Annotated in this window: 16 protein-coding genes; 7 read left to right on the top strand and 9 right to left on the bottom strand. The window is 44.1% G+C overall.

The genetic code is table 11. The features are described 5' to 3' along the window. Window positions 1-77: 77 nt before the first annotated feature. Window positions 78-293 (top strand): hypothetical protein, encoded by a 216-nt coding sequence (locus MJ612_RS13805; RefSeq protein ID WP_187031237.1) that lies wholly within the window; start codon window positions 78-80, stop codon window positions 291-293. A 92-nt stretch (window positions 294-385) separates the two neighbouring features. On the opposite strand, the gene MJ612_RS13800 is transcribed toward MJ612_RS13805, so the two are convergent. Together MJ612_RS13800 and MJ612_RS13795 are read right to left on the bottom strand one after the other, a co-directional pair. Beyond that, window positions 386-793 (bottom strand): hypothetical protein, encoded by a 408-nt coding sequence (locus MJ612_RS13800; RefSeq protein ID WP_187031239.1) that lies wholly within the window; start codon window positions 791-793, stop codon window positions 386-388. A gap of 122 nt (window positions 794-915) precedes the next feature. Beyond that, window positions 916-1,260, bottom strand: a complete 345-nt coding sequence (locus MJ612_RS13795; protein WP_187031240.1) for a hypothetical protein — start codon at window positions 1,258-1,260, stop codon at window positions 916-918. A 305-nt stretch (window positions 1,261-1,565) separates the two neighbouring features. Between MJ612_RS13795 and MJ612_RS13790 the strand changes: the two genes are divergently transcribed. Further along, on the top strand, window positions 1,566-1,982 hold the full coding sequence (locus tag MJ612_RS13790; protein ID WP_317233056.1) for a BrxA/BrxB family bacilliredoxin: 417 nt from the start codon (window positions 1,566-1,568) through the stop codon (window positions 1,980-1,982). A 78-nt stretch (window positions 1,983-2,060) separates the two neighbouring features. Here the strand turns inward: MJ612_RS13790 and purD are convergent, their stop codons facing one another. Continuing rightward, window positions 2,061-3,350 carry a phosphoribosylamine--glycine ligase gene (purD, locus tag MJ612_RS13785; protein WP_187031244.1) on the bottom strand — a complete coding sequence of 430 codons (1,290 nt, stop codon included), beginning with the start codon at window positions 3,348-3,350 and terminating at the stop codon, window positions 2,061-2,063. Between the two features lie 176 nt (window positions 3,351-3,526). After that, on the bottom strand, window positions 3,527-5,704 hold the full coding sequence (gene recQ, locus MJ612_RS13780; RefSeq protein ID WP_187031246.1) for a DNA helicase RecQ: 2,178 nt from the start codon (window positions 5,702-5,704) through the stop codon (window positions 3,527-3,529). A gap of 67 nt (window positions 5,705-5,771) precedes the next feature. Between recQ and MJ612_RS13775 the strand changes: the two genes are divergently transcribed. Next, complete coding sequence (locus MJ612_RS13775) at window positions 5,772-6,743, top strand: KpsF/GutQ family sugar-phosphate isomerase (protein ID WP_187031248.1); 972 nt, start codon at window positions 5,772-5,774, stop codon at window positions 6,741-6,743. Between the two features lie 10 nt (window positions 6,744-6,753). Then, window positions 6,754-7,830 carry a mannose-1-phosphate guanylyltransferase gene (locus tag MJ612_RS13770; protein ID WP_187031250.1) on the top strand — a complete coding sequence of 359 codons (1,077 nt, stop codon included), beginning with the start codon at window positions 6,754-6,756 and terminating at the stop codon, window positions 7,828-7,830. 175 nt (window positions 7,831-8,005) lie between these two features. Here the strand turns inward: MJ612_RS13770 and rlmB are convergent, their stop codons facing one another. The 4 genes from rlmB to MJ612_RS13750 all read right to left on the bottom strand — a co-directional run bounded on the left by rlmB (window position 8,006) and on the right by MJ612_RS13750 (window position 13,813). Next, the gene (gene rlmB, locus MJ612_RS13765; RefSeq protein WP_187031252.1) at window positions 8,006-8,830 is read right to left on the bottom strand and encodes a 23S rRNA (guanosine(2251)-2'-O)-methyltransferase RlmB; all 825 of its coding nucleotides are present in this window, start codon (window positions 8,828-8,830) and stop codon (window positions 8,006-8,008) included. After that, complete coding sequence (locus MJ612_RS13760; RefSeq protein WP_250419191.1) at window positions 8,803-10,038, bottom strand: GWxTD domain-containing protein; 1,236 nt, start codon at window positions 10,036-10,038, stop codon at window positions 8,803-8,805. The genes rlmB and MJ612_RS13760 overlap by 28 nt, the downstream gene beginning before the upstream one ends. An 83-nt stretch (window positions 10,039-10,121) precedes the next feature. Next, entirely contained in the window at window positions 10,122-13,076 is a 2,955-nt protein-coding gene (locus MJ612_RS13755; RefSeq protein ID WP_187031254.1) for a glycosyltransferase family 117 protein, read from the bottom strand. Between the two features lie 125 nt (window positions 13,077-13,201). Further along, window positions 13,202-13,813 (bottom strand): T9SS type A sorting domain-containing protein, encoded by a 612-nt coding sequence (locus MJ612_RS13750; protein WP_250419190.1) that lies wholly within the window; start codon window positions 13,811-13,813, stop codon window positions 13,202-13,204. Between the two features lie 480 nt (window positions 13,814-14,293). On the opposite strand from MJ612_RS13750, the gene MJ612_RS13745 reads away from it, so the two are divergent. Next, entirely contained in the window at window positions 14,294-15,802 is a 1,509-nt protein-coding gene (locus MJ612_RS13745) for a T9SS type A sorting domain-containing protein (RefSeq protein ID WP_187031256.1), read from the top strand. 77 nt (window positions 15,803-15,879) lie between these two features. Here the strand turns inward: MJ612_RS13745 and MJ612_RS13740 are convergent, their stop codons facing one another. Further along, entirely contained in the window at window positions 15,880-16,629 is a 750-nt protein-coding gene (locus MJ612_RS13740) for a biotin--[acetyl-CoA-carboxylase] ligase (protein ID WP_187031257.1), read from the bottom strand. A 49-nt stretch (window positions 16,630-16,678) separates the two neighbouring features. Between MJ612_RS13740 and rsfS the strand changes: the two genes are divergently transcribed. Together rsfS and ftsH are read left to right on the top strand one after the other, a co-directional pair. Next, window positions 16,679-17,053: a ribosome silencing factor gene (rsfS, locus tag MJ612_RS13735; protein WP_187031259.1), complete on the top strand. Its 375-nt coding sequence runs from the start codon at window positions 16,679-16,681 to the stop codon at window positions 17,051-17,053. 65 nt (window positions 17,054-17,118) lie between these two features. Beyond that, complete coding sequence (gene ftsH / locus MJ612_RS13730) at window positions 17,119-19,254, top strand: ATP-dependent zinc metalloprotease FtsH (RefSeq protein ID WP_187031261.1); 2,136 nt, start codon at window positions 17,119-17,121, stop codon at window positions 19,252-19,254. The last annotated feature ends 1 nt before the right edge of the window (window position 19,255 follow it).

Here is a 19,255-nt window from a genome sequence, read left to right as displayed (position 1 = left end):
GCGACCTGTCCCTACGGAAATACAACCACGAGAGAAGCTATGCAACTATAGATTCCAGAGCAGGCAGAACTATAGCTATGGAAAGATCACAGTCTTTGGGTGGAGCGCCTCGAGAGGTTCTGGTGCCGCAGGCATTGCGAGGTACGAGCAAAGGAAGCGAAAGCAGCGCGAAACCCAAAGACGGGGCCCCGCTAAAAGAGGGCCCCTACCCCCGCCGTGAGCGCACCAAAGGAAACTATGATAACTGTGGGCAAGTAGAGCTCCCAGAATTAGAAACAGCTATGAAAGGATAACTTTGGGTTGAGTAAGTATAGCCTCAACTATAGGACAAATAAAATTTCTCGGCTAGCGCTCGAAATGGCAGGAGAAGCAAAGCAACTATAACCTATACAGGTATCTCCCCTACCCAATCGGCGGCTTCTTTGTAGGTTGTGAACTGCCTTACCTGTATGTTACCTATATAAATAGGATCAGCGCGTTTTACAAATTGTTCAAATTTAGCATGGCTGCCTGTATCTTCTCCGCCTATACGTGCCAACTTTAGCAGGTTAGTATTTGCCAGCTTAGGTACAAGTTCCTTAAGTGTCCACTTCTCATCTTCCTTGGATATATCTCCTAATTTAGATGAATCTGCAATCCAATTCTCTACTTCTTTCTCGCGCAATTGCTGTAGCAGTATCTTATTTCCTTCTTTGTATTCTTCGCTGGTTACCGGGCGCAGCCAATCACTGTACATTAAATGAATAGTTTTATCTACCCACAGAAGGAGGTAATTATTTTCGAATTCAAACATGCAGTGGCCGGTTATTTAAGGCCTAATATAGCAATAATACTATTATAGTAAAGCCCTATTATGCAATACGAAAACAAGTATACAAAGTACAGTGCCGGGTGCAGGTAAAATAAGGCAAGAATTTATGCTACTGCGAAATGTTCCTGCAGCGGCTTACCATCCTGAGCAAGCAGGAGCATAAGCATAGTGGCAGGATCTACATTATATTTTCGGTGATCTGCTTCCAGATCAGACCAGGAGGTAAAAATGCGCCAGGTAGGTTCTTCCCCAAAGCGCCTGGCTTCGGCAGCTGTAAGGCTACGCTGAAAAAACGCATGCAATTCTATATCTTCTTCTGGTATCGGGATGTGGATGGTGTCGGTAGAGCTGTTGAGCACAACTATCACTTCAGCTGACTTGTCGTTTAGCGGAGGCAGGTAAAAATAGCATACCTGTTGCTGACTTGGGTTAGGGTGATGTTGTGGCATAGTCAGGAGTATAAGTGGCACATATAATTCAAGGCTTCCGGAACAGGAAATTCTTACACTTTTAGTTAAAAAACCTGCAGTCGGCCCGGGACGTTAGCTCCATCGTACCATATACTTACATCTCTAAAAAGGGTTTTACATTCTGTTAAACTTCCAAAAACAATGCAATTTTATACAATTAGCGTAATACTATATTTCAGGTTATAGTAAATGCAAACTGGTGATATACATCATCTTCGCCTTCTGCTAATTATTTTGTAAATTTGCAGTTCAAGTTTTACTCTTAATTAAGAACGATTATGGGAATGTATCCTGAATATATGGTTGCCCCTATCCGCGAGGATCTTACTTCTGTGGGTTTTGAGCAACTAATGACTCCTGAGGAAGTAGAGCAAGTATTATCTTCTAAAGAAGGAACAGTATTAGTAGCTGTAAACTCTGTATGCGGATGCGCGGCATCTAAGGCACGCCCTGCCCTTAAAATGGCTGTAGCAGCTTCTGACCAGAAGCCTGATAAAATGATCACGGTATTTGCAGGTATGGAAACTGAAGCGGTTGCCAAAGCTCGTGAGTACATGCTGCCTTATCCTCCATCATCACCATCTATTGCTTTGTTTAAGAACGGTGAGCTGGTGCACATGATAGAGCGTTACCACATTGAGGGCAACGAGCTTAACCGCATCGTGGATAACCTGAAAGGTGCTTTTGAGGCTTACTGCTAAGTATAAATGCTTCTTAAAAATAGAAAAGGCCGGTTACATAACCGGCCTTTTCTATTTTATACTTCTAAGCTATAGTTGCTATACAGTTTCCTGGCGCAGGTCAAAACCGATATCGTGGCGGTAGTAGCGGTCCTGCCAGGTTATAGTTTCGGCGGCGGCGTTTGCTTTTGCCAGTGCTTCATCCATCGTATCACCAAGGGCAGTTACAGCTATTACGCGTCCACCGCTATTCACTAATTTCTCATTTACCAGTTTGGTACCTGCATGGAACACCAGCACATCCGGGCTTACTTTATCCAAGCCAAAAATTTCTTTTCCTTTCTCAAAGCCTTCCGGATACCCACCTGATACTAAGAAAACCGTAGCTGCCGTACGCGGATCTACTTCCAGTTTATAACTACCTAAGGTATGGTCGTGTAGTGCTTTAAACAGCTCAAACAGGTCTGATTTAATGCGCGGAAGTATAGCTTCGGTTTCAGGGTCGCCAAGGCGTACATTGTACTCAATTACAAAGGGCTCATTGTTAACTTTTATCAGGCCAATAAACAGGAAACCGGTGTATTCTATACCTTCCTGCTGCAGGCCTTTTATAGTTGGCTCAATTACGCGTTCCTTTACCTTTTGCATAAATACTTCGTCGGCAAATGGTACCGGTGAGATTGCTCCCATACCGCCGGTGTTCAGGCCGGCATCTCCCTCACCTATGCGCTTATAATCTTTGGCTTCGGGTAGCAGCACATATTCTTTGCCATCGGTAAGTATAAACACCGACACTTCTATACCTTCCAGAAACTCCTCGATCACTACCTTGGTACCAGCTTTACCAAAACGCTTGTTACGAAGCATTCCTTCCAGGGCATCCAGGGCATGCTCAAAATCAGGAGAAATGATAACACCTTTACCGGCAGCCAAGCCATCGGCTTTTAACACTACCGGGTAGCTATGGGTACGCAAATATTCTACAGCATCACGGTAATTATCTTCTGTGAAAGTCTGGTAACGGGCAGTCGGGATGTTATACTTCTGCAGGAAAGCTTTACAAAAGTCTTTACTGCCTTCCAGCATAGCACCAACCTTTTTAGGACCAATAACCAGGATGTGGCGCAGGTATTCTTTCTCCTGAAAATAGTCGTGTATACCTTCTACCAGCGAGTTCTCCTGGCCTACTATCAGCATCATAATATTAAAGTCAGTGGCAAATTTGGCTACTTCTTCAAAATTATGGATATCTACAGTGGCGTGGGTTCCAAATTTCATTGTTCCGGCGTTGCCAGGGGCCACAAAAACTTTATCACAATACTCGCTCTGGCTCAGTTTCCAGGCAATAGTGTGCTCGCGGGCTCCGGATCCAATTATCAGTACATTCATAGTTCGGTTGCTAATTGCTGATTGTTAATTATTACTGCCAGCGTTGTAAAAGCGCTGCTGCGAAGTTATAAATTTATACTTGGCTATACTGTGCAAACTATAGTTTATACTTAGCAAGTATAGCTATAAAACAAAAGAGACTGGCACATATTGCCAGTCTCTTTTATACTTATTCGTTAGTTCGCGTATTCCGACAGGAACTTGATACGCATCAGGCGCAGGTCTTCTTCTGTGTAATCATCTGTACCTAGTTCTTTTAGCGCCACACCAATGTTATCGGTACTGGCTTGCATAAAATAATCGTAGATCTCTTCCTGTCGCTCATCATCTAAAACACTGTTGATGTAGTAGTTCAGGTTAAGCTTGGTACCAGAGTAGCAGATGTGCTCTATCTCCTCGATCAGTTCCTGCATGGTCAGGTCTTTAGACGCTGCTATCTCTTCCAGGTCTACTTTTTTATCTATCTGCTGGATGATGTAAATCTTGATCTTGGATTTGTTGACAGTTGTTTTCACCACCACATCGGCAGCTGTTACAATGTCGTTCTCTTCCACATACTTCGTGATCATATCCAGGAACGGCTTGCCGAACTTTTGTACCTTACCCATACCTACACCGGCAATATGCGCCAGGTCTTCTTTGGTAGTAGGGTAAACAGTAGCCATTTCTTTCAGCGACGGGTCCTGGAACAATACGTATGGAGGCAGGCCTTTTTCTTTTGCCAGTTTCTTACGCAGGTTCTTCAGTAAGTCGAAAAGCACTTCATCATGGCCAGCTTGTGCCTGCGTTTCTTCCTTCTCTTCGTCTTCTTTTACTTCCTGCTCATAGTTATGGTCTTTGGTTAGCTCGATCGGGTGCGGGTTCGCTATAAAGCTTTTGCCCTTATCTGTAAGCTTCACTACACCAAAGTTCTCAATATCCTTCTCCAGGTACTCAGACAGCAACACCTGGCGTAGTACCGAACTCCAGAACTGTACATCCTGCTCTTTGCCTGCCCCAAACACTTCCAATTTATCGTGGTCGTAGCTGGTAGTGTATTGGTTACGCAAACCGGTAAGTACAGCCGTAATATGATCTATACCAAAACGCTCGCCTGTTTGCTGCACAGCCTGCAACGCCAGCTTAACCTCTTCCTGTGCCTGGTAACGCTCTTTCGGGTGCAGACAGTTATCGCAGAAACCACAGTCTTTCTCATAAGCTTCACCAAAATAATGCAGTAGCTGCTTACGGCGGCACACAGCAGAATCGGCATAAGCGGCCATTTCCTGCAGCAACAGCTTCGAGTTGTCGCGCTCGGTTACCGGCTTGTCTTTATTAAATTTCTCCAGCTTAATAATATCATCGTAGCTGTAGAACATCAGGCAGTTACCTTCCAGCCCATCACGACCGGCACGACCTGTTTCCTGGTAATAGCCTTCTATTGATTTAGGTGTATCGTAATGGATCACAAAGCGTACATCCGGCTTATCGATACCCATACCAAAGGCTATAGTTGCCACAATTACGTCACAATCTTCGTTCAGGAAAGCATCCTGGTTAGCCATGCGCACATTAGCATCGAGGCCGGCATGGTAAGGCAATGCTTTTACATCGTTTACGCGCAGCAGTTCTGCTATCTCTTCTACTTTTTTGCGGCTCAGGCAGTATACCACACCGCTCTTGCCTTTATTTTTCTTTACGTACTGGATCAGCTGCTTCTTGGTCTTGTGCTTAGGGCGTACCTCGTAGTATAAGTTGGTACGGTTAAACGACGACTTGAAAACAGAAGCCTCATCCATTTGCAGGTTACGCTGAATATCCAGCTGTACTTTTGGTGTGGCTGTTGCTGTAAGGGCAATAATTGGTAAGTTCCCGATCTGGTCTATGATGCCACGGATGCGGCGATACTCTGGTCGGAAATCATGGCCCCACTCCGAAATACAGTGTGCTTCGTCGATAGCTACAAACGAAATATTGGAGCTACGCAGAAACTCAACTGTTTCTTCTTTGGTAAGCGACTCCGGCGCTACATACAACAGCTTTACCTCCCCGGCCAGTGTTTCTTTCTTTACCTTGTTTATCTCAGACTTCGAAAGTGTAGAGTTTAAGAACTGCGCATTTACACCAAATGCATTCAACTGATCTACCTGGTTTTTCATCAGGGCGATAAGCGGCGAGATAACAATGGCAGTACCCGGAAGCGATAAAGCAGGTAGTTGATAGCACAACGACTTGCCGGCGCCTGTAGGCATAATCACAAAGGTGTTCTTCCCGTTGATAATATTGTTAATTATCAGCTCCTGATTTCCTCTGAATTGACTATACCCAAAAACTTCCTTTAATTTGTTCTTGAGATTAACCTCTTTAATAGACATGTAATTCCTGCAAAAATTAGTAAGATTGTAACGTACTCAAATAAATGTACATTAACACAAATTTAACTTGAATCTACTTAATAATATAACTCAAATAGCAAAAAAAGTCTTACTATCTGAAGCGGAAGCTATCGCCAGGCTGGCAGATTTTATCGACGAAGACTTTCAGAATTGCGTCGAAGCTATTTTGAACATGAAAGGGCGCGTAGTGGTAACCGGTATCGGAAAGAGTGCAAACATCGCTTCTAAGATCGTAGCCACACTTAATTCTACGGGTACGCCTGCTATCTTTATGCATGCCGCCGATGCTATTCATGGCGACCTGGGCATGATCCAGCCCGAAGACTTTGTGATCTGCATCTCTAAAAGTGGTAATACTCCCGAGATAAAAGTGCTGGTTCCGTTGCTTAAGCGTAAAGGTTCTAAGCTTGCCGCCATGGTTTCGAGCACAGACTCTTACCTTGCCGAAAGTGCTGATTTTGTACTGAATGCTAATGTAGAACGCGAGGCCTGCCCTAACAACCTGGCTCCTACAACCAGTACTACAGCGGCCCTTGCTCTTGGCGATGCACTGGCTGTTTGCTTACTGGAAGCACGCGGGTTCAGCAGCGCTGATTTTGCGCGCCTGCATCCGGGCGGCTCGCTGGGTAAACGCTTATACTTGAAAGTAGAAGATATTTACAAGCAGAACCAGGCACCTAAGGTTACAGAGAACGCCACACTACGCCAGATTATTATTGAAATATCTTCTAAAAGACTGGGTGCTACGGCTGTAGTAAAAGAAAATTCAGATGAACTCGTTGGAATCATAACCGATGGCGACCTTCGCCGTATGTTGGACAAATATGAATCAACAGAAGGTATAATAGCTACAGATATTATGACCGCCTCCCCGCTAACTATAGAACCGGACCACTACGCCGCCGAAGCTATGGCCATTATGCAGGAGAAAAACATAACACAATTAATCGTAACCGACTCCGGAAAATTTGAAGGTTTTGTGCACCTGCACGACCTCCTGAAAGAAGGACTTGTATAAACAAACACCCATGAACAACAACACCTATGTGGTGATAATGGCTGGCGGTATTGGCAGCCGCTTCTGGCCATTCAGCCGTACTAATTACCCTAAGCAGTTCCATGATGTGCTGGGTATAGGCGAAACTATGCTTCAGATGACCATGAAGCGTTTTGAGCAGATCTGCCCTACTCAGAACATTTTTATAGTTACCAACAGAGACTATGAACACCTGGTAAAAGAACAGCTTCCTCAGCTAAGCGATAACCAGATACTACTCGAACCGATCGGCAGGAATACGGCACCGTGTATAGCTTATGCCTCTTATAAGATATCGCAGATCAACCCTGATGCCAATCTTATAGTTGCACCATCAGACCACGTAGTGCTGAAGCAGGAAGCATTTAATCAGGTTATAAACACAGCATTGCATGCTGCTGCTCAGGATGATGTACTGATTACCTTAGGCATCACACCTAGCCGCCCTGATACTGGATATGGTTATATCCAGTTTATTGCTGATGGCGATCAACCTATTAAAAAAGTAAAAACCTTTACTGAAAAGCCAAACCTGGAGCTTGCCCAGATGTTTCTGAACAGCGGCGACTTTGTCTGGAACTCCGGAATCTTTATCTGGAATGTGCAAAGTATACTTCGTGCTTTCCGCCAGTACCTGCCCGAGGTATCAGAAATATTTGAGGAAGGCAGCACCAAGTATAACACTGAAGAAGAACCAAACTTTATAGTTAAGGCCTACTCGCATTGCCGTAACATCTCCATTGACTATGGTATTATGGAGAAAGTTGATAATGTGTATGTGGTACTCAGCGATATTGGCTGGTCTGATCTGGGCACCTGGAACTCGCTTTACACGATAAGTGACAAGGATGAACAGGCTAACGTAGTAGACGGTGACGTAATGTTGTATGATACCAAAAACTGCATCATTAAAACGCCGAAGAACCGCCTGGTAGTGCTACAAGGTTTAGAAGGCTACATTGTTGCTGAACACGACAATGTACTGATGATCTGCAAGCTGGAAGAAGAACAGAAGGTAAAGGATTTTACTGCTGACGCAAAGTATAAAAAAGGCCAGAGCTATATTTAGAAGTATAGTTCTCGAAAGTATAAAAAGAGCTGAGGCAAGTATTGTTTCGACTCTTTTTGTTTTAGATGGTAGTCATGTATAGCTCTTTAAAAACGTAGTTGCGAAATCTTGATATACCCAAACAAAAAGGCTACTCTCTGGAGTAGCCTTTTTTATACTGTATGTAAAAGCTTTCTTATTTGGAACGGCCACTTTCACGGAAACGCTGACTCATGGCTTCATAAAGGATGATACCGGTAGCTACAGACACGTTTAAAGAGCCAATCTGGCCCATTAACGGAATGCGCAGTTTCACATCAGCACGCTTCAGGTACTCCGGCGAAATACCGTCTTCTTCGCTACCCATGATAATGGCAGTAGGTCCTGAAAAATCTACCGGGTAATCTGTTATGTTATCTTCTGTTTTCTCGGTACAGGCTACTATCTGCACACCGTAATCCTTCAGGTAGTTTATCGTATCTTTCAAATTTGGTTCGCGGCATACTGGTACCAGGTTTAGCGCGCCAGCCGATGTTTTCATGGCATCCGCATTGATCTGCGCACCACCACGGCTTGGAATTACAATAGCATCCACTCCCATACATTCTGCATTACGGGCGATAGAACCAAAGTTGCGCACATCGGTAATCCTGTCAAGTATAAGTAACAGCGGGCTTTTACCTTGTTCAAACAAAGACGTTACAATCTCATCCAGCGGCATATACCTGATCGGTGAAATAAAAGCAACAGCTCCCTGATGGTTTTTTCGTGTGAGGTTATTCAGTTTTTCGATAGGCACTGTTACCACAGGCACATCAAACTTTTTGGCCTCGGCCATTATTTCGTCTGTCGTCGGGTTTTTGGTGCCGCGCAGCAGGAATATCTTTTCCAGTGTTTTGCCGGCCAGCATGGCCTCTAATATCGGGCGGGAGCCGAATATCATTTCCAACTTATCTTCTTTCGGAGCTCTGGGCCTGCTATAGCTGCCACCGCTCACATATCTGTTATTCCTGCTCTCCATTTTGCAACTGCGCTGTACCAGCTTTCTTCGTACTCACGATGCCGTATCAGCTCATAATGATTTCCGGTAAAGTTATTCTGTTTTTTCGTAAAAACGAACTTGATGTAGGGATGCATTTCCGATTCACGATAAATCCAGGTTTCTGTGTCAGCTACCCGGCTAATGTCACTTGGTGGCCCATATACCAGGTAAATCATGCCACGATCGGTAGCCCAGCCAGGTTTGTGCGAAGTATAAAGTTTATTGGCATGCTCTACACGGCCATAATAAGTGCGTATCAGTTCCCGGGCCAAGTGCTTCTCTCCTGCTACCTGTATCCAAAATTCGTCTACAGCTTTTTTGGGATCCGTGGCTTTAAATAATCTTTCGCGCTCAGTAGATGTAGTTAAATAAATAAGTGGCTGCAACATCTCTTTTGCCATTGTAATCCGTGGGAAACTCCATTGCTCTACCAGCAAACCCGTTGAGAAACTTTTATCGGGCCATAGCAGGTATAGCCCATCCTGCGGCAAAGCAAATGTATTGTTCGGATCAATTGTAAGCGAATCTGATGGCTGTAGTGTACGGGCCGCAGCCTCCTTACGCTCAGACATAGGTGGTAACGCCGGGGTAAATTCTGATTTAAAATAATATACTAACATCGCAGCAGTGGTATCTGCGTTTTCTAAAAGCATAGAATCTGCGGTAGTAGTATAGGTTCGGATGAGCGGTATCTTTGATTTTGCCTGCACAAGCAGTCCCATTTTTTCCAGCATTCCAGGATCCAGCGCGATATTGAAAGCAGAGTGCATTCTGGCTTCGCCTGCAAACTTCTGCCATAACTTCAGGTTTACTGAATTGTCAGCTATTACTATTTCCCGCGGAATACTCATCTTAAAAATGACACCTTCCTCCTGCTCCGGAACATTTATTTCTGCCACCCGCACCGTATCCCTCAGAACTACAGCATTTTGAACTCCTGTTACGTCGTAAGACAGATTAATAACTGTGCGCTTAAGGTCCATTATGCGGCTTACATCAAAGAACAGCAGATGCAGATGCAAACTATCGGGAGAGGCATTCCAGGTATATTGCATGTTAACTTCCGGTTCGGCAACGTTTTCTGCAGGCCTTGATGCTACAGTTTGCTGGGTTAGTTCCGGCTTTTGGCTACACGATGTAGCTATACTTAACAAAAGCCAACTATAAACTACTACTATACGAGCCATACCTGATGCTTTAGAAGGTATAAATAAAAAGGCCGGACTGTGTATCAGCCCGGCCTTTTTTACTGTGTATTACAGTATTTTGTTTAACGACGCATGCCTTGTAAATACTGCGTAAACTGTTGCTCCAGTTCGGCTGCACGTTCCTGCATACCAAGGTTTTGAGCTGCCATTACCAGCTGTTGCATTACATACAGATTACTCTGGATTTCCATATCAAACAAAGCGCCTTTTGACAAGTAATAATTCAGTGCTTCGCGCGATTTATTGGTCATGCCATCCAGCAATTCTTTTGCTTTCTGCTCTTCGCCTAACGCAGCATAAATAGTAATGAACTGTGGCGTATGGAAATCATAAGGTACAGTTTCAAGCGGCATTACTTTAAAGCAGTAGTCTACCAGTTCTTTAGCACGGGCTTTATTACCCTCTGCCAGATAGGCCGCTGCCAGTTTGCCAAATTTATCGCGGGCGTTTGCAGTAAAGCGGTAGTAGTTCTCATCGTAGAAGATACTCGGATCATCGAAATTACGGAACTCAAACTCCTTCATCAGGTTGTTATACATCACCTCCTTGTTCAGGTAGCCAGGCATATCTGAGTTCTGTGTTTTAACCGGAACTATACGGTAAGCTAAACCATCCAGCTGAAAGTATTCTGATAACCCGATAAAATCTGCACTGTTAACAGTAGTAGAGAAATATACAGGTCTTTCCCAGTTGTTGGTAGCAAGCAGGTCTAGCATTACCAGGTGCTTTTTCTCCAGCATTCCTTTATTTACCACCCACTTCATCTGGTCCACAATCTCACCTTCCTTCTCGTCAGGTATAAAGTTCATTTGCTTTACCTTCTCCTTGTCTACATCCAGCACAAATGTTTTGGTCGGGAAAGTCATTAAAGTAGTACCTGCACCATATTGTACCTGTAGTGCCGGATGGTTTTGCTTTACCAGCGAAACGAATTGACGAAGATCTATACCTGCAGCTACTTGCGGTTTTTCATCATATGGCAGATAATCGTTCGTGCCCTGGCGGTAGTTCTCTATACCGAGTGTTAATGGCCAAGGTGCTGATTTGTATGCTGGACGCATCATTTGCTCTACATACCAGTCAGTGTTCAGGTAACTAAGTACAGCTACACGCACATCGGTACGGTACCCTTCCACTTCCTGTGCATACCACAGCGGGAATGTATCGTTATCACCGTTCGTGAAAAGTATACCATTCGGAGCAACTGAATCCAACAGGTTACGGGCAGAGTCTACTGACTGGTAACGCTTTGAACGGTCATGATCATCCCAGCCTTCAGCAGCCATAATACCCGGTACTAGCAAACAAACAAGGGTTGCGACTGCAGCACGGGCACGGTCGTTGCGAAGCACTTTTTCCAACAGCCCTGCTACAGCTATAACTCCAAGGCCTATCCAGATACTGAAGGCGTAGTAAGAACCTGCAAAAGTATAATCACGCTCACGTGGCTCAGTTGGTGGCTGGTTCAGGTACAGTGCAATAGCTAAGCCTGTAAAAACAAACAGCAACCCAACTACAAAGGCATTCTTTTCATCTTTACGCACCTGCCATATCAAACCAAGTATACCTATAATAAGCGGCAGTGCGAAGAAGTTGTTACGAGCTTTGCTGTTGACAACCTGTTGTGGCAGACCAGGCTCATCACCGGTAAACCATACAACACCTGCATTCTGTACATCGCTTTCGCGGCCCACAAAATTCCACAGGAAGTAGCGCCAGTACATATGCCCTAACTGGTAACGGAACATAAAGCTCAGGTTCTGCCCAAACGTAGGCATCTGGCCCTCACGCAGGTCTACCCATTTTTTATATTCGTCTATATGCTGCGGTGCATCGCTGTAAATACGTGGCAGCAGTGTCAGGTCTTTATCATCGTAAACAGGCTCAATCTTTCTACCGGCCTCTACATACTTATCTTTGCCTTTTACATAGCGCATAGCACCTTCTTCCTGGCCAACTGGCTGTGCATTATACTGTGGCCCGTAAAGCAAAGGTCGGTCGCCATATTGCTCACGCTTCAGGTAAGATACCACGCTCATAATATCATCCGGGTCGTTCTCGTCTATAGTTGGGTCATAAGAGGAGCGAATAGGGATGATCATGTAAGAAGAGTAACCAATCAGCACAAACACCAGGCTAAGCAAAGCAGTGTTCAACACACGCATGTTGCGTTTAATGGAGAACATAATGCCGTAGGCAATAGCACCCACTACCAGCAGCACGAAAATTACCAGCCCTGAGCCAAATGGTAAACCAAGTGAGTTAACAAAGAACACTTCCACGGCTCCAGCAATAGATGGCAGGCCAGGTATAATACCCCAAAGTATAGTTACAACTATAACCGCACTAATGGCAAAGGCAATAATCCCCCCCGTTAAGGTTGGTTTATACAAGCGATAGTAGTAGATAAATGCAAGCGCAGGTATAGTTACCAGGTTTAGCAAGTGAGCTCCTATTGAAAGGCCCACCAGGTACGCGATCAGCACAAGCCATTTATCAGAATGCGCTTCACCTACTTTAGCCTCCCAGCGAAGAATGGCCCAGAATACAATAGCCGTAAAGAAAGATGACATAGCGTATACTTCGGCTTCTACAGCTGAGAACCAGGCAGAATCAGAGAAAGTATAGGCTAAGGCACCTACCACGCCAGCACCCATTACCAGCAGAATATTGCCCGGAGTTGGAGCTTCGCCCTCTTTTATAAGGAGCTTTTTAGCGAATATGGTTATTGTCCAGAACAGGAACAGAACAGTAAAAGAACTACATAGGGCAGAAAGCAGGTTAACCCACCACGCCACCTGCGACGGATCGCCGGCAAACATAGAGAAGATGCGGCCAACCAACAAGTAAAACGGAGCTCCCGGAGGGTGCGGCACCAACAGTTTGTAAGAGCAGGCGATAAATTCACCGGCATCCCAGAAACTGGCTGTTGGCTCCAGGGTTAGCACATACACAACGGTCGCTATAAAGAATACGACCCAACCTACAAGGTTATTTATCTTTCGATAGTCTGTCATGGTAATTGTTAGGATTGCGCCCCGAAAATACTAAAATATGTGAAGCGAATATTTAAAAATATCTGGTATTACATATAAAAAGCCGACCATGGGTCGGCTTCGTATTAAATATTGCTACTTAGAGTTTATTTCTGAAGTACTAGTCGCTTGGTTTCTACAGTCTTATCATTTACCAGCAAACTATAAAAGTATACTCCTGACGGATATGGACTCATATCCAGCGTAATTTCTTTTGCTTCAGTGGCAGCCAGGTCTTTTGTAAAGATCACCCGCCCGATTGTATTCGATATCCTTATCTTATAGTTGTTATCGCCGCCAGATTGTGAAAGCGTTAAGCGGGTATACCCTCTCGATGGGTTCGGATAGGCATTGATCGTAGGTATAGTCTTTACATCACGGCCCGGCATAAACGACGCCAGAACAACAGATGCATAAAGACTTTTATCCGCTTTAGGCACTTCCACATGAAAAGATGGCGCTACGGCAGCCGCATAAATCTGCGAACAAGTATGATCTGCATCACTGGATACAAACACAGGGCGTGCATTATGAGCAGAAACAACTAATCCGCCTTGCTTTTCCTGCTTCATCTTCCAAAGCGTGGTACCACCTTTAGAGGTAGGCAAAACACCTTCAACAGCTTCACTCTTTACAGTATTCTCTGCCATGGCTGTTACGCCAAACAGATGTGAACCTATAAGTGTGGATATAAATAAAAGTTTAGTAAAAGTCTTCATAAGAGTGATATGGTTTAGTAAGCTATACTTCTACCAGAAATTCAAATATAATGTAAATGCCTGAATATATAAATTTTATATAAGAAAATTCTGGCAAGATTATCCGGAACCCGGCAAAACAGCGCTCCTATATCCTCTTTGGCAAAAACAATGCCTGTTCTATATACTTGATCTTCCATTAATAAAAAATCATTCTTTTCACTTGGCTTATTTAGTCAAAATAATATAACTATACCAAGACAAAAATTAAAACAAATAAAATAGACAATATTGCTAAAATACAAGCAATTACAACACAGGATAGCTAGTAAAATATAGTCATATATCTATACAATTCGATATCATCAAAAATAATTACATTTTATCAAGAATATGATTGCACTCCATCCATAACTATATAATATAGTGCAACTAGCAAAAAACAGCACCGTTATAGTAATTATTAAACTTATTTTATATTACCATATGCGATAGATCTACATGAAATCCTATATTATTATTTTGCTTATGATTTTCGTGGCGCTGCAAACAGCCGTAGCCCAGGGAAATCCGCAACCTGCCGGATGCAGCATCACAGACGGTTGCCTTACTTACAAACTCAACGGTGCCACACAACACGACGACGACACTTACATCTTATCTTATACAATTACAGTAAACTGCGCCACCCGATTAGAATACATTGCTTTTCAGTTGCCGGAAGGTGCTGATGCAGATGAACCCTCCAGCTATTTCGCCTCACAAAATGATTTTAATGTCCAGGATGGTAAAAAAGGAGGCGACAAGATAGAGACCAGTTACAATGCCATACAGTTTACTGCAAAGAACCAGACCAACATCAGCAATGGAGCAAGCTATACTTTCGAATACCCGATCTCAGTTACTAACTACAATGCTTTAAGCAACATACAGGTACAGGCCAAAGTGGAGGGTGCTTCGCCAAGCCAGATATCTTTTGACCACAAAACCTGCGCTCCTTTGGCTGCAACGCCAGGTCCGCGCCCTATGCCGGACTGTAGAGTAGACTTAGGCACTGCAGTTTTCGGGTTTTTAGAAGCTACTGAAAATGGTGACGGCACTACAACTGTCAGTTTTATGGTACAGAACAACATGGCTGAGGATGTAGAATCTTTTGCAATAGAAGTACCAGGTGCACCAGAAACAGTAACAGCCGTAACCGATAACAATGGCGGAGCTTATCACTTAAATTACAAGTTTAAAGCTACTTACGAGGCTGGCATCATGACTTTCTCAGCACAAAACACGAAAGACTATGCCGATGGCGCTATGGAAGTATTCATAATTAATATGCCATCAGATGCTTATGCAGCAAACCAGGACTTTACACTTTCTCTCGCTGCAGGTGGTACTACTGTTACAACGGGCTTAAATACAGTAACCTGCGAAGACGGCGGCATTACCCCACTGCCTGTAGAACTGTTATCATTTGAAGGAAAAGCAACTCAAAGCGGTATTGAACTGGAGTGGGAAACAGCTTCTGAAAGCAACAACGACCATTTTGAGATTGAACGCAGCTCTGATGGCAAAAACTTTGCAAGTATAGGTATAGTAGATGGTGCAGGCAATTCTAACACAAAACGCAGCTACAACTACCTGGATGATGTAAACTACAATGGCATGTATTATTACCGCCTTCGTCAGGTTGATTTTGACGGGGAGAAAACCTTCAGCAATGTAATAGCTGTTCAGTTAAAAGCGACACCAGACAGTGGTCAGATGGCAGTTTATCCTAACCCGGCTCCGGGCAATATAATTACTGTTTCGGTTTCAGGTACAGGAGCAGACATTAATGGTGGCACGCTGCAAATAGTAGATATGAGCGGAAAAGTAAGGCATGCGTACCAGGTAGCTGCCGGCAGCCGCAAGGTAGAGGTATCGCTTCCGGAGCTCCGTTTGCAAAAAGGTATGTACTTTGTTAATTTATTGCAGGGCAACAGCAAACAAACTCAGAAACTTATAGTACAATAACCGCAAATACTTTAGTCATAGAATCAGAAAAGGGAAGTAACCAATATACTTCCCTTTTTTATGGTTCAAAGTATAAATCAAATAATATAAGTAATCTCTTTAAAGCTAAAAAACCGTAATTCACCCGCTATGTCCACACCTAATCTTCCATCTTCGTCAATACCAATTATATTTCCTGATATGCGTTTGCCATCAACTATAAACTGGTGTTGTTCCTGATAACGGTAGAGCGCCTGCAGGTACTCGTATTTTAGCTTTGCAAGCTTGCCGTTACGTAGCTCAAGATAACGTTTTTCCAGTAGCTCCAGCAATCGGGCAGTTACATGCTCCAGGTTAAGTTCTGTGCCTGTAACAAAAGCTAAGGAAGTAGCGGTATCTATCCCGAAACCCAATTGATTTATATTTAAACCAATCCCTACGATACTGTGTTGTAAAGAATGACTGTTTATGGTATTTTCGATTAAAATCCCGCCAAGCTTTTTATCTTTAACATACAGGTCGTTAGGCCATTTAACCTGAGCTTCGGCAGCACCTTGTTCGCGCAGTAAGTCAAGCACCGCCAGCGATATGGCCATATTCAGGTAAAACTGCTGCCTGACAGGAAGGAAAACAGGTGACAGAATAACAGAGAGCGTAACGTTTTTACCGGGTTCAGCTTCCCAATTATTGCCCCGCTGCCCGCGTCCTTTTGTTTGTTCTGATGTTAGTACCGTACACCCTTCTGTGGCTTTATTTTTGTTAAGAAGCTGTTGGGCCTCTGAGTTAGTAGATTCACAAACCGGCAGATAGTGTAGCTGCTGGCCTATAAACAGCGTATTAGGCAACATAATTTTGGCAAAATTTAATATTTTTGTATTTCAAATTTAACAAGCACAAATGAAAGATAGTAAGATTGAGGCTAATTCAGACATATTGGCAGAACTTGTAGTAAAAGGTATGCAGGAGAAAAAGGCTACCGATATTGTCGTAATGAACCTTAAATCACTTAAGAACGCCGTTTCAGACTACTTTATCATAGCATCCGCAAACTCTGATACACAACTAGACGCTATTGCCAATGCAATAGAAGAGGAGGTATTTAAAGCAACAAAACAAAATCCGTGGCAGAGCGAAGGCCGAACAAATAAAGAGTGGGTACTGCTTGACTACGTAGATGTAGTTGCACACATTTTCCTGAAAGATAAGCGCGAGTTCTACGCGTTGGAAGAACTATGGGGTGATGCCCGTATTCAGCATGTAGAATCAGTTTAACTAACTCCGGTCTGGTAAAACAATTTGCACAGGTCGGTGTTCTTCAAACATCTGATAATTAAATCATGGCAGAAAAAAATAATAAAGGCAATAATAACAAAAAGAAGAAGCCTCTGATCCCTACTACACCGCCGCGCCCTACCATGCAATTGTGGATGCTGGCCGTGCTGATTCTGGTGATCTTCGGGCTAACCTACCTTAACAGAAGCAATTCCTCGGTAGAGACCTCACAGCAGGACTTTGAAGAAATGGTTCTAAGTGGCGATGTTAGTAAAGTAACCATCGTTAACAACAAAACAGTAGAAGTATACCTTAAAGATGAGGCCCTGCAGAACGACAAGTATAAGCAGGAGCTTTCTGACCGTGGTTCTTTAACTATAGACAAAGGACCGCAGTACCACTTCCAGATCATTTCAACTGAAATATTTGACGAAGACCTGGATGAGTTACAGAAGGATATACCACGTGAGCAGCAAATTCCGGTTTATCCTGAAGAGCGTACCGGCTTCATGGACTTTTTTGCTACATGGGGCTTCCTGATCCTGTTACTTTTCGGTTTCTGGTTCCTGATGCGCCGTGTTACAGCAGGCGGCTCAGGCGGACAGATATTTAATATCGGTAAATCTAAAGCAGCGCTGTTTGATGCAGAGAACAAGGTAAAGATCACATTTAAAGATGTGGCTGGCCTTGAAGAAGCGAAAGAAGAAGTACAGGAGATCGTTGAATTCCTGAAGAACCCTTCTAAGTTTACTGTATTAGGTGGTAAGATACCAAAAGGTGCATTGCTGGTTGGCCCTCCGGGTACTGGTAAAACTTTATTAGCAAAAGCCGTTGCCGGCGAAGCTGATGTTCCGTTCTTCTCTCTGTCTGGTTCTGACTTTGTGGAGATGTTCGTGGGTGTGGGTGCTGCCCGTGTGCGTGACCTTTTCAAACAAGCTAAAGCAAAAGCGCCTTGTATCATCTTTATAGATGAAATTGATGCGATTGGCCGTCACCGTAGCCGTGGACAGGTGCCTGGTGGTAACGATGAGCGCGAGAATACGCTGAACTCCCTGCTTGTGGAGATGGATGGTTTCGCAACTGACTCAGGTGTAATTATACTTGCAGCAACCAACCGACCTGATACACTAGATTCTGCCCTGCTTCGTCCGGGCCGTTTCGACCGCCAGATAAGTATAGACAAGCCGGATATAGTTGGCCGTACCGAAATATTTAAAGTACACCTTGGCCCACTTACCCTGGCACCAGATGTGGATGCTAAGAAACTGGCAGCCCAGACACCAGGCTTTGCTGGTGCCGAGATAGCTAACGTATGTAACGAAGCTGCCCTGATAGCTGCTCGCCGTAACAAAAAGGCTGTAGATCAGCAGGATTTTAACGACGCTGTAGACCGTGTGATTGGTGGTCTGGAGAAGAAAAACAAGATCATCTCTCCAGAAGAGAAGAAAATTGTAGCTTACCACGAGGCTGGTCACGCTATCGCAGGCTGGTTCCTGGAGCACGCCGATCCGTTGGTAAAAGTAAGTATAGTTCCGCGTGGTGTGGCTGCGCTGGGTTATGCACAATACTTACCAAAAGAGCAGTTCCTGTATACTACTGAGCAGTTGATCGACGAGATGTGCATGGCACTTGGTGGCCGTGCTGCTGAAGAGATCGTGTTTGGCAAAATTTCTACAGGCGCGCTAAGTGACCTGGAGCGTATTACTAAAATGGCGTACAGCATTGTAACCATGTATGGCATGAACGCTAAAATCGGTAATGTTTCGTTCTACGATTCAAAGCAGTCTGATATGGCATTTAACAAACCTTATTCAGAAGCTACCGCCGAAACCATAGATAACGAAGTACGCGCTATTATCGAATCAGCTTACCAGCGCACGATACAATTGCTGACGGAGAAGAGAGACAAGCTTGAAATAATAGCCCAGGAGCTTCTGGAGAAAGAGATTCTTTTCCAAAGCGATCTGGAACGTTTAGTTGGACCTCGTCCGTTTGAAGCACTTACTACGTATCAGGCACATACAGCAGGTACAGACAGAAGCCAGACCAAAAGCGAAGTTGAGCAAACACATCCGGTTGAATTTGGAAACACTGAGCATCCTGAACAGCAGGAAGGACAGGTACCAGGCACTCCGTTAGAAAATGGAAATGGCCATTCTACTGCTGAACAAGAAGATAATATCAATACAAGAACAGCTTGAC

The organism is Pontibacter deserti, assembly GCF_023630255.1.
GTDB lineage: Bacteria > Bacteroidota > Bacteroidia > Cytophagales > Hymenobacteraceae > Pontibacter > Pontibacter deserti.
This window is presented reverse-complemented; position numbering and strand designations above follow the sequence as displayed.

What these genes read in the sequence shown, in the direction of transcription:
- MJ612_RS13795 (WP_187031240.1), bottom strand. Translation starts at nt 1,260, where the DNA reads ATGCCACAACATCACCCTAACCCAAGTCAGCAACAGGTATGCTATTTT.
- MJ612_RS13760 (WP_250419191.1), bottom strand. Translation starts at nt 10,038, where the DNA reads ATGGCTCGTATAGTAGTAGTTTATAGTTGGCTTTTGTTAAGTATAGCT.
- rsfS (WP_187031259.1), top strand. Translation starts at nt 16,679, where the DNA reads ATGAAAGATAGTAAGATTGAGGCTAATTCAGACATATTGGCAGAACTT.
- ftsH (WP_187031261.1), top strand. Translation starts at nt 17,119, where the DNA reads ATGGCAGAAAAAAATAATAAAGGCAATAATAACAAAAAGAAGAAGCCT.
- MJ612_RS13750 (WP_250419190.1), bottom strand. Translation starts at nt 13,813, where the DNA reads ATGAAGACTTTTACTAAACTTTTATTTATATCCACACTTATAGGTTCA.
- MJ612_RS13755 (WP_187031254.1), bottom strand. Translation starts at nt 13,076, where the DNA reads ATGACAGACTATCGAAAGATAAATAACCTTGTAGGTTGGGTCGTATTC.
- purD (WP_187031244.1), bottom strand. Translation starts at nt 3,350, where the DNA reads ATGAATGTACTGATAATTGGATCCGGAGCCCGCGAGCACACTATTGCC.
- MJ612_RS13800 (WP_187031239.1), bottom strand. Translation starts at nt 793, where the DNA reads ATGTTTGAATTCGAAAATAATTACCTCCTTCTGTGGGTAGATAAAACT.
- rlmB (WP_187031252.1), bottom strand. Translation starts at nt 8,830, where the DNA reads ATGGAGAGCAGGAATAACAGATATGTGAGCGGTGGCAGCTATAGCAGG.
- MJ612_RS13770 (WP_187031250.1), top strand. Translation starts at nt 6,754, where the DNA reads ATGAACAACAACACCTATGTGGTGATAATGGCTGGCGGTATTGGCAGC.
- MJ612_RS13790 (WP_317233056.1), top strand. Translation starts at nt 1,566, where the DNA reads ATGTATCCTGAATATATGGTTGCCCCTATCCGCGAGGATCTTACTTCT.
- recQ (WP_187031246.1), bottom strand. Translation starts at nt 5,704, where the DNA reads ATGTCTATTAAAGAGGTTAATCTCAAGAACAAATTAAAGGAAGTTTTT.
- MJ612_RS13745 (WP_187031256.1), top strand. Translation starts at nt 14,294, where the DNA reads ATGAAATCCTATATTATTATTTTGCTTATGATTTTCGTGGCGCTGCAA.
- MJ612_RS13805 (WP_187031237.1), top strand. Translation starts at nt 78, where the DNA reads ATGGAAAGATCACAGTCTTTGGGTGGAGCGCCTCGAGAGGTTCTGGTG.
- MJ612_RS13740 (WP_187031257.1), bottom strand. Translation starts at nt 16,629, where the DNA reads ATGTTGCCTAATACGCTGTTTATAGGCCAGCAGCTACACTATCTGCCG.